This is a genomic window from Streptomyces sp. NPDC002044, assembly GCF_040296725.1.
Lineage (GTDB): Bacteria > Actinomycetota > Actinomycetes > Streptomycetales > Streptomycetaceae > Streptomyces > Streptomyces antarcticus.
The window spans coordinates 1-9,099 of the sequence record NZ_JBEOXU010000192.1 but is presented as its reverse complement, the minus strand read 5'-3'; the positions used below and the strand labels follow the sequence as shown (position 1 = coordinate 9,099).

Here is a 9,099-nt window from a genome sequence, read left to right as displayed (position 1 = left end):
ACGTGATGCAGGCCGAAGGAGCGCACGCCCGGGGTGTCGATGACCCAGCCGTCGCCCGAGGGCAGCGGCAGGGCCAGCGCCGAGGTGGTGGTGTGTCATCCCGAAGTACTCCTTGACCATCCAGAAACCCGCGTCGTTGACGTGGCTGAAGAACAGCGAACCCGATCCGATGGCGAGGACCAGGAGCGCGGTCTCGGTGGCCGGCATCCCCGCGGCGAGCGGGGCGACCAGGCCGGCCGCCGAGATGGTGGCCACCGTCGCCGAACCGGTCGCGAGGCGGATGGCCACCGCGATCAGCCAGGCCAGCAGCAGGGCCGGGATGGACCAGCTCTCCGACAGGTCGAGGATCATCTGCCCTACCCCGACGTCGATCAGGGTCTGCTTGAAGCCGCCGCCCGCCCCCACGATCAGCAGGATGCCCGCGATCGGGGCGAGGGACTTCTCCACCGTCGTCGAGATCCTCGCCCGGGTGAAGCCGGCCGCGCGGCCCAGGGTGAACATGCCCACCAGCACCGCCGCGAGGAGGGCGATCAGCGGGGAGCCCGCGACGTCGGTGACCCGCTGCACCGGGTCGGCGGGGTCGTCCACGATGATGTCGACCAGCGCCTTGACCAGCATCAGGGCCACCGGCAGCAGCACGGTGAAGACGGTGGCGCCGAACCGGGGCCGGTGCTCCAGCTCCTCCGAGGGGCGCTGCGGGATCATGTGCTCCGGCGCCGGGATGTCGACCCACCGGGCCGCGTACCGGGAGAACAGCGGCCCGGCGATGATCACGGTGGGGATCGCCACGACCACGCCCAGCGCGAGGGTGACGCCCAGGTTCGCGTCGAGCGCGTCGATGGCGACGAGCGGCCCGGGGTGGGGCGGTATCAGCCCGTGCATCACGGACAGGCCGGCCAGCGCGGGGATGCCGATCCGCATGAGGGAGTAGTTGCCGCGCTTGGCCACGAGCAGCACCACCGGGATCAGCAGCACGATGCCGACCTCGAAGAAGAGCGGCAGCCCGATGACCGAGGCGATCAGCACCATCGCCCACGGCATGGCCCGGCCCTTGGCCCGGGCGAGGATCGTGTCCACGATCTCGTCCGCTCCGCCGGAGTCCGCCAGCAGTTTGCCGAGGATCGCGCCGAGCGCGATCAGTACGCCGACGCCGGCGACCGTGGCGCCCAGCCCCGCGGTGAAACTCGCGATGGTCTTGGCCAGGGGTGCGCCCGCGAAGACCCCGAGGGCCAGCGAGCCCAGCGTCAGGGCCAGGAAGGCGTGCATCTTGAGGCGGGTGATGAGCAGGACGATGACGGCGATGCCGGCGAGCACGGCGATGCCGAGCTGGGCGTTCCCGGCCGAGGTGATCGGTTCGCCGCCCGCCGCTGCCAGTGTCTCGACGCTGAGACCGGTCACTGTGACGATTCCTTAGTTCTCGGGTGTGCGGGTGTTCTCGGGTGTGCCGGGGTTCTCGGGCGGGCCGAGCCGGCGCAGGGCGGCCAGCGCCCGCGCGGTGATGTCCTCGGGCGAGCCGGACACGTCGACGACGACGCCCGCCTCGTCGCCCTGGAGCGGCTCCAGGGTGGCGAACTGTGAGTCCAGCAGGGCGGGCGGCATGAAGTGGCCCTTGCGGGCGGCCATCCGCTCCTCGATCAGTGGCCGGTCCCCGGTGAGGTGGACGAAGACCGTCCCGGGACCCGACGCGCGCAGCCGGTCGCGGTAGGCGCGCTTGAGCGAGGAGGCCGCGACCACCCCGCCGCCGAGCCCGGCCCGGCCGCGGATCCAGTCGCCGATGGCGTCCAGCCACGGCCACCGGTCCGCGTCCTCCAGGGGGATGCCGTCCGACATCTTGGCGACGTTGGCCGCCGGGTGGAACGCGTCGCCCTCCGCGTACGGGAGGGCGAGCGCTTCGGCGATCAGCCGGCCCACGGTCGTCTTGCCCGTGCCGGCCACGCCCATCACCACAATGACGCGCTGGGTGCTCACGCCTACCTCGCTGTCCTCGTCGACATCGGTTCGTGTGGCACCACTGAAGCCTATTAAGTACGACGTATTCAAGTGCTGGACGGAAAACGTCGCATCTTTTGTTCGCCGCCGTTCGCCGCGGCGTCACCTACGCTTACGCCCATGACGACCGACGGCAGCCCTGGGCAGGGCTTGCACTCCCATGTGCTGGACACCCTCGGCCTCGCCATCACCGCGGGGGAGTACCGGCCGGGCAGCGTCCTGCGCACCGACGAGATCGCCGGGCGGTTCGACGCCTCGCGCACCGTCGTCCGTGAGGTCGTCCGGGTCCTGGAATCGATGCGGCTGGTCGAGTCCCGCCGCCGGGTCGGCGTCACGGTGCGTCCCACGGACGAGTGGAACGTCTACGACCCCCGTGTGATCGTCTGGCGGCTGGCCGGCACCGACCGGCCCCGCCAGCTGCGCTCCCTCACCGTGCTCCGCTCCGCGGTCGAGCCGGTCGCCGCCGGGCTCGCCGCGACCCTGGCGACCCCCGAGCAGTGCGCCGAACTCACCGAGGCGGCCCTCGGCATGGTCCGCACCTCGCGCGGACACCAGCTCGACGGCTACCTCCGCCACGACATCGCCTTCCACCGCGTCGTGCTGAACGCCTCCGGGAACGAGATGTTCGCCCGGCTCGGCGACGTCGTCGCGGCGGTCCTGACCGGCCGCACCCGGCACGACGTGATGTTCCACGACCCCGATCCGGCCGCCGTCACCCTGCACGTCCAGGTCGCGGAAGCCGTCCGGGAGGGCGACGCGGCCCGCGCCGAGGCACTGACCCGGCAGATCGCGGTCGGCGCCCTGGAAGAGCTGGACGTCCTCGCTCCGTAGTACGCGGCCCCGCCCCGTAGGCCACACTGGACCCGTGCTGGGACTGGACGGGGCGAACGACGACGGAGCCGCCACCTTCGTGGGGCGGGGCGGTGAACTGGCCGCGCTGCGAACGGCCTTGGGCAACGCCCGGCTGACCACCCTGACCGGACCGGGCGGCGTGGGCAAGACCCGGCTGGTGCGGGAGCTGCTGGAGGGCGCGCCCGGACTCACCGGCCCCGACGGGCCGTTCCCCGACGGGATCCACTGGGCCGACCTCTCGCCGCTGCCCGACGACCGGCTGCTCGTCGACACCGTCGCCGACGCGCTCGACCTCGCCGACCACACTTCCCGCACCCTCGCCGAAGCCGTCCGCGAGTGGATCGGCGAGCGCCGGCTGCTCCTCGTACTGGACTGCTGCGAGCACCTGGTGCCCGCCGTACGCGCGCTCGTACGGGACCTGCTCGACGCCGCCCCGCACCTCGCCCTGCTCCTGACCAGCCGCCAGCCGCTCGGGTTCGCGGAGGAACGGGTCACCGAACTCGGGCCGCTGCCGCACCCCCGGGGCGGCGGCGAGGCGCTGGCGCTGTTCACCGCGCGGGCCGCCGACGCCCCGCCGAGACGACGGCCGCCGTGGTCCGACGGGTCGCTCGTCGCGGCACGGACCATCTGCGCCCGACTCGAAGGGGTCCCCCTCGCGCTGGAACTCGCCGCCGCGCAACTGGCGGACCACACCGTCGAGGAACTCGCCGACCGCCTCGCCCGCCGGATCGGGCCGCTGTCCACCACCCGCCCCGTCCAGCCGCTCCGCCACCGCGCCCTGCGGACCGCGATCGGGTGGAGCCACGAGTGGTGCGAACCGCGCGAACGGCTGCTGTGGCTGCGGCTGTCCGTCTTCGGCGGCGCCTTCGACGAGGCCGCCGCACGCGCCGTCTGCTCCGCCCCGCCGCTCACCGGGGCGGACGTACCGCCGCTGCTGGCCGCCCTCGCCGCCAAGTCCGTCGTACGCTCCGCCGGGGACGGGACGTACCGGATGCTGGACACCATCCGGGAGTACGGGGCCATGTGGCTGGCCGGACTGGGCGAGGCCGACGCGTTGCGGGACCGGCACGCGGCGTACTTCCTGCACCTGGTGCGCACCGCCGAACGGGACTGGCTCGGCCCGGGGCAGCGCGAGGGCTACCGGCGCGTCGCCGCGGCGCACGGGGACCTGTGCGCCGCCCTCGACCACTACCAGAGCACCGCCCCGGCCCGGGCGCTGGAGCTGGCCGGCCGGGTCGGCTTCTTCTGGGCCTGCCGCGGCCACCTGCACACCGCCCGGCGCTACCTGGAACGCGCGCTGGCCGCCACCCGGCCGGAGGAGGTCGACCGGGCGGGCCGGGGCCGCGCCCTGTGGGCCCTCGGCGTCACCCTGCTGCTCCAGGGCGAGAACGAACAGGCGCACGAGCTCGCGGTGGGCTGCGAGGCCCTGGCCGCGGAGGGCGGCCCGGGCAGCGGCTCCGCGGACGACCTGCGGCCGGCCCTGGACGCCGCGTACCTGCTGGGGCTGAGCCACCTGCTGGCCGGACGTCCGCTCGCCGCCCGGATCGTGGCCGACAACGTCCTCGAAGCCTTCCCCGCCTCGCCGTTCGCGTCCGGGCCACGCGTCCGCTGCCACCTCGTCCGGGTGTTCGCCCTGACCGGGACGGGTCTCTTCGACGACGCCCGCGCGGAGGCCGAGCTGCTGCGGTCCGGCTGCGCGGCGCGCGGCGAGTACTGGACCCGGGCCTACGCCGACTACCAACTGGCCCTGATCTGCCTGCTCGAAAGCCGCCCCGCCGAGTCCGCCGGGCACGCCCGCGCCATGCTGGAGAGCAAGCGCGAACTGGACGACAGCTTCGGCACCGCCCTCGGCCTCGACCTGCTCGCGGCCGCGCGGGCCGCCGACGGCGACGAGGAGGGCGCGGTCCGCGCGTACGGCACCGGACACGCCTACTGGCAGGCGGTCGGCCATCCCCAGCGCGGGACCCCGGAACTGGCGCCGGTCCGCGCCGAGCTGGAGCGCACGGCCCGCGGCGCGCTCGGCGACCAGGCGTACGAGGAAGCCTTCCGCGAGGGGGTCCGCCACGGCCACGCCGAGCGGGCCGCCGGGCCGCCGTACGAGGCACGGTGAGGGCGGGGCGGCGGCAGTCGCCCCGCCCCCGTGCGACCTCGGCCGCGGCGCGGGCCGGGGACGGGGACGCGTACCAGAGGCTCAGCCGTGCGTGAGCGAGGCCACCGCCTTGTCGAGGCGGGCCTGCCGCGCCCCGGCCGTGCGTGCTTGCAGCAGCGGCAGGATCAGCCGGTACCGCCCGGTCCGGTCGAGGGCGTCGAAGGCCCTCCTCGCCTCCGGGCGGGCGTCGAGCGCCGCCACGAGGTCGGGCGGTGCCGTCGCCGTCTGCTGCGACGCGTAGGCCGCCGCCCAGCGGCCGTCCCGCCGGGCCGCACGGACCTCGGCCAGCCCCGCTTCGCGCATCCGCCCGGCCGCCGTCAGCGCGGCGACCTTGTCGACGTTCACCTGGGACCACAGGCTCCCGGGCCGGCGCGGCACGTACTTCTGCAGGTAGTGCCGGTCGTCGAGGGAGCGCCGCTGTCCTGAGATCCAGCCGTGGCAGAGCCCGACGTCGACCAGCTCGTCGGAGGTCACCGACGCGACGCCCGACCCCTTCCTGGCCACCTTGACCCACACCCCCTCATGGCGGGTGTGGTGTCCGGCCAGCCACGCGTCGAACGCCGCGGCGTCCGTGAAGGCGATGATCTCCACACCGCCGAGCTCGTCCATGCGGTGCAGACTAACGCCCCGTTCCGTGCGGGGGCCGGCCCGGCTCCGCGCTCAGGCCGGTCTCCGTGTTCCGGCCGTCCGCGGGGGTGAAGCGCACGACCGGGAACAGCCTGCCGAGCGGCGCCGTCCCCAGGCCGGCCGAGCCTTCGGCGAGCACCGGCGCCGTGGTCCGGGCCCGCATAATGACGCCGTACAGCTGACGATCAAGATGCCGGGACCCCAGACGGACCGGCAGGAGCGGAGCCCCTGATGGACGTGCAGCACTTCGAGCGGATCACCGCGTTCATCGAAGCGCGGCTCACCCCGCTGTTCGCGGCGGAGACGGGCAGCGAGAACGGCTTCGGCATGGACGACACCTCCCGCGCGCTGCGCGCGCTGCGCAACGCCGTGCTGGAGGCCACGGTGACGAAGGGCCTCCTCGAGACCCGCGGAGCGGCCGAGCCGGCCGTGCGCCGCGTCATCGACCAGACCGTGGAGCTCCACTGGGACGTCCTGCGCGGGGTCGCCCGCCAGTGGGAGGACCACGCCGACTTCCGGCGGGAGTTCAAGCGCCACGCCTGGGAGCTCGACGCGGCCCCCGAGGCCACCGCCGCCCCGGCGCGCGCCTGACGCCTGCGCGGCGGCAGCGGGTGCGGGGACCGCGGCGGGGCGCGTCGGTGGTCTCCCTCAGGCGCGGCGGGCGGGCACGGCGACGGGCATCACGAGCGCGGTGAAGCTGCCCTGGTCCGCGGAGCGCACCAGGACGGGCAGCGCGGGCCCGGCGACCTCCAGCAGCACGTCCGGGCCGACGCTCGCCTCCAGGACGGGCGCGAGCACCCCGGGGTCGAAGCCGAGGCGTACGGGCTCGGCCTCCGCGCGCAGGGCGGGCAGCTCGTGGTCCGCCACGAGCAGCCGGTCCCTGCCCAGTTCGACGGCGACGGCCGGAGTATCACCGCCGGCCTCCAGGGCGCCGAGCAGCGCGGCCCGGTCCACGAGCACGCGGTGCCGGGGCGCGGGCAGCGCGGTGAGCACGTCGCGGTAGGCGGGGTACTCCCCGGCCGCGCCGGCCACCTCGCGGGAGCCGCCCGGGTGGCGTGCGGCCAGTGTGGCGCCGGCCGGTCCGGCGCTCAGGGTCACCTCGGCGGTCCGGGCGGCCCAGGCCCCGAGCCCGAGGAGGGCGTCGGCGTCGACGAGGACGCGGCCCGCCGGCCCGCCCGGCGCGGCCGCCCGGAGGGCGCGCACGGCGAGCCGGTACCGGTCGGTGGCCACGAAGCGGACCTCGTCCTGATCGAACTCCACGAGGACGCATCCCAGTTCAGGGTGTGCGGGATCGCGCCCGGCGGCCGGGGTGACCTGCCGGGCCGCGCTCGCCAGTTCGGCCCCGCCCACGGTGAACCCGGTGGTCCGCGGCCCGCCGGGCAGCCCGTCGAGCACTGCCGTGATCGCCGCGTCGGCGGCGCGTCCACGGGCGCGGGCGGCCACCCGGTGCCGCTCCAGCACCTCCCGGGCCCGGTCCGGGGGACCGTCCAGCACGGCGGCCACGTCCGCCAGCGCCAGCCCGGCTTCGCGGAGCCCGCGCAGCAGCCGGGCACGGGTCTCCTGGGCGGGGGAGTAGGAGCGGTAGCCGGTGGCGCCGTCCACGTGGGCGGGGGCCAGCACGCGGCAGTCGTCGTAGAAGCGCAGGGCGCTCGGAGCGAGTCCGACCCGCCGGGCGAACGCGCTGATGCTCATCAGATCGGGTGTGGCGTTGTCCATGCCGCTGATTGTCGACTTTCATCCCACTCGAAGGTCAACCCGGCGGCCGGCGGGGAGGCCGGCCCGGCCTCGGCCGGAAGCCGCCCCGGGGTCAGCCGGCGGTCGGCGGGGTGGCGGCCAGCACGGCGTCCAGGAGGCCCGGGAACCGCTGCTGGAGGTCCGCGCGGCGCAGCGAGACCGCCTTGTAGCGGCCGACCTTGTGCTCCTGGGTGACCCCGGACTCGCGCAGGACCCGCCAGTGGTGGGTGGCCGTGGCCTTGGTGACTTCCAGGGGCAGGCTGCCGCAGGTGCGCCCGTCGGGGGAGGCGGCGAGTTCGCGAACGATGCAGAGGCGTACGGGGTTGCCGAGGGCGGCGAGGACGTCCTCGACGAGGAGCTGTTCGCGGACGGGGTGGTACGTGGCCATGGGTCCGATGGTACGGCGCGCGGCGTGGGCCTTCGTCAACCTCTCCTCCTGCACGGCCTTCGAGCCGATGGGGCTGATCCCCGTCAACTCCAGCCTCCGTGCCGCCCTGACGTCCTTCACCAAGCTGTACGCCGACCAGTTCGCGGCCCGCGGCATCCGGATGAACAGCGTGATGCCCGGCTTCGTCGACAGCGGGCCCGAGGACCCCGCCTTCCTCGCCAGGATCCCGGCCGGCCGCTACGCCACGGTCCGGGAGACCGGCGGGCTCGTCCGTTTCCTCGTCTCGCGGGACGCCGCCTACATCAACGGCGAGTCCATCCGCATCGACGGCGGCGCCGCCCGCTCGCTCTAGCCGGTGACGTCCGTCCGGGCACACGGCTCGGCGGCTCCGCGGTCAGGTACCCGCGGGGGTGCGACGGTCCGCGCGGACCGGGAAGACGGCCGCGAACGAGAAGGCGATCATGAGGATCGCGGCTCCCGAGGAGAGGACGGACCAGCCGCCGGCTGCTCCGGCCGGTCGCCGCGCCGTGGCTGACGACGGCGACGAGCACGAGCCCGGGACCGGCCCACATCCAGGGCCGTCCCCCGGCCGACGGACCCGGGAGGCGGGCCAGGGAGGCTACCGGGACCGGCCCGCGAGGGCGTCCACGGCGGCCCGGAGCGGTGTCGTGCCGCCGGTCAGTTCCAGGACCAGGCCCGCGGTCGCCGGGGTGTCGATCAGCCGGGCGAGGACCGCCGCCACGTCGTCGCGGGGGACCTCGCCGCGGCCGGTGCTCGTCTCCAGGCGCACCAGTCCGGTTCCCGCCCCGTCGGTGAGGGCGCCCGGGCGCAGGATCGTCCAGTCGAGGCCGGAGCGGAACCGGAGGTCGTCGTCGGCCGCGCCCTTGGCCCGCAGGTACGCGTCGAAGACCTCGTCGCCCTCGTGCTCCACGTCCGCGCCCATGGCGGAGACGGTGAGGTAGCGGCGTACGCCGGCCCGCTCGGCCGCGTTCGCGAAGAGGACCGCGGCGCCGCGGTCCACGGTGTCCTTGCGTGCGGGGCCGCTGCCCGGGCCGGCGCCCGCGGCGAAGACGGCGGCGTCGGCGCCCCGCAGGACCGCCGCCACCGACCGGACCGGGGCGGATTCCAGGTCCAGTACGACGGGTTCGGCACCGGCCGCCCGTACGTCGTCGGCTTGTTCCTCCGACCGGATGATGCCCGTGACCTGGTCCCCGCGCGCGGCGAGGAGCCGTTCCAGCCTCAGGGCGATCCGTCCGTGTCCACCTGCGATGACAATGCGCATGACGCCGACCGTACGCGGGCGGCGGCCGGTTCGCCGCATCGGCGCCGTTCGGCGCGGGCCCCGGCCGCCGCCCGGCGC

Annotated in this window: 10 protein-coding genes; 4 read left to right on the top strand and 6 right to left on the bottom strand. The window is 75.1% G+C overall.

Features of this window, described 5'->3' with window-relative positions:
* Both ABT106_RS29035 and ABT106_RS29030 read right to left on the bottom strand, forming a co-directional pair.
* On the bottom strand, positions 1–1,398 hold a 1,398-nt coding region (locus ABT106_RS29035; protein ID WP_351283214.1), incomplete at its 3' end, for a GntP family permease.
* Positions 1,399–1,410: 12 nt separating this feature from the next.
* Positions 1,411–1,968 carry a gluconokinase gene (locus tag ABT106_RS29030; protein WP_351283212.1) on the bottom strand — a complete coding sequence of 186 codons (558 nt, stop codon included), beginning with the start codon at positions 1,966–1,968 and terminating at the stop codon, positions 1,411–1,413.
* Between the two features lie 141 nt (positions 1,969–2,109).
* Here ABT106_RS29030 and ABT106_RS29025 point away from each other — a divergent pair, with 141 nt between their 5' ends.
* Entirely contained in the window at positions 2,110–2,820 is a 711-nt protein-coding gene (locus tag ABT106_RS29025; protein WP_351283210.1) for a FadR/GntR family transcriptional regulator, read from the top strand.
* Between the two features lie 34 nt (positions 2,821–2,854).
* Positions 2,855–4,951: an ATP-binding protein gene (locus ABT106_RS29020; RefSeq protein WP_351283208.1), complete on the top strand. Its 2,097-nt coding sequence runs from the start codon at positions 2,855–2,857 to the stop codon at positions 4,949–4,951.
* Positions 4,952–5,032: 81 nt separating this feature from the next.
* Here ABT106_RS29020 and ABT106_RS29015 read toward each other — a convergent pair whose 3' ends face one another.
* Positions 5,033–5,599 (bottom strand): YdeI/OmpD-associated family protein, encoded by a 567-nt coding sequence (locus tag ABT106_RS29015; RefSeq protein WP_351283206.1) that lies wholly within the window; start codon positions 5,597–5,599, stop codon positions 5,033–5,035.
* 249 nt (positions 5,600–5,848) lie between these two features.
* On the opposite strand from ABT106_RS29015, the gene ABT106_RS29010 reads away from it, so the two are divergent.
* On the top strand, positions 5,849–6,208 hold the full coding sequence (locus ABT106_RS29010) for a hypothetical protein (RefSeq protein WP_351283203.1): 360 nt from the start codon (positions 5,849–5,851) through the stop codon (positions 6,206–6,208).
* 57 nt (positions 6,209–6,265) lie between these two features.
* On the opposite strand, the gene ABT106_RS29005 is transcribed toward ABT106_RS29010, so the two are convergent.
* Together ABT106_RS29005 and ABT106_RS29000 are read right to left on the bottom strand one after the other, a co-directional pair.
* The gene (locus ABT106_RS29005; protein ID WP_351283200.1) at positions 6,266–7,333 is read right to left on the bottom strand and encodes a DNA polymerase III subunit beta family protein; all 1,068 of its coding nucleotides are present in this window, start codon (positions 7,331–7,333) and stop codon (positions 6,266–6,268) included.
* Between the two features lie 91 nt (positions 7,334–7,424).
* Positions 7,425–7,739, bottom strand: a complete 315-nt coding sequence (locus ABT106_RS29000; RefSeq protein WP_351283197.1) for an ArsR/SmtB family transcription factor — start codon at positions 7,737–7,739, stop codon at positions 7,425–7,427.
* Here ABT106_RS29000 and ABT106_RS28995 point away from each other — a divergent pair.
* Positions 7,738–8,091, top strand: a complete 354-nt coding sequence (locus ABT106_RS28995) for an SDR family oxidoreductase (protein WP_351283194.1) — start codon at positions 7,738–7,740, stop codon at positions 8,089–8,091. The two genes, ABT106_RS29000 and ABT106_RS28995, sit on opposite strands and share 2 nt — an antisense overlap.
* Before the next feature lie 267 nt (positions 8,092–8,358).
* Here ABT106_RS28995 and ABT106_RS28990 read toward each other — a convergent pair whose 3' ends face one another.
* Positions 8,359–9,021: an SDR family oxidoreductase gene (locus tag ABT106_RS28990; RefSeq protein WP_351283191.1), complete on the bottom strand. Its 663-nt coding sequence runs from the start codon at positions 9,019–9,021 to the stop codon at positions 8,359–8,361.
* Positions 9,022–9,099: the final 78 nt, after the last annotated feature.

What these genes read in the sequence shown, in the direction of transcription:
- ABT106_RS29000 (WP_351283197.1), bottom strand. Translation starts at nt 7,739, where the DNA reads ATGGCCACGTACCACCCCGTCCGCGAACAGCTCCTCGTCGAGGACGTC.
- ABT106_RS29005 (WP_351283200.1), bottom strand. Translation starts at nt 7,333, where the DNA reads ATGGACAACGCCACACCCGATCTGATGAGCATCAGCGCGTTCGCCCGG.
- ABT106_RS29015 (WP_351283206.1), bottom strand. Translation starts at nt 5,599, where the DNA reads ATGGACGAGCTCGGCGGTGTGGAGATCATCGCCTTCACGGACGCCGCG.
- ABT106_RS29025 (WP_351283210.1), top strand. Translation starts at nt 2,110, where the DNA reads ATGACGACCGACGGCAGCCCTGGGCAGGGCTTGCACTCCCATGTGCTG.
- ABT106_RS28995 (WP_351283194.1), top strand. Translation starts at nt 7,738, where the DNA reads ATGGGTCCGATGGTACGGCGCGCGGCGTGGGCCTTCGTCAACCTCTCC.
- ABT106_RS28990 (WP_351283191.1), bottom strand. Translation starts at nt 9,021, where the DNA reads ATGCGCATTGTCATCGCAGGTGGACACGGACGGATCGCCCTGAGGCTG.
- ABT106_RS29010 (WP_351283203.1), top strand. Translation starts at nt 5,849, where the DNA reads ATGGACGTGCAGCACTTCGAGCGGATCACCGCGTTCATCGAAGCGCGG.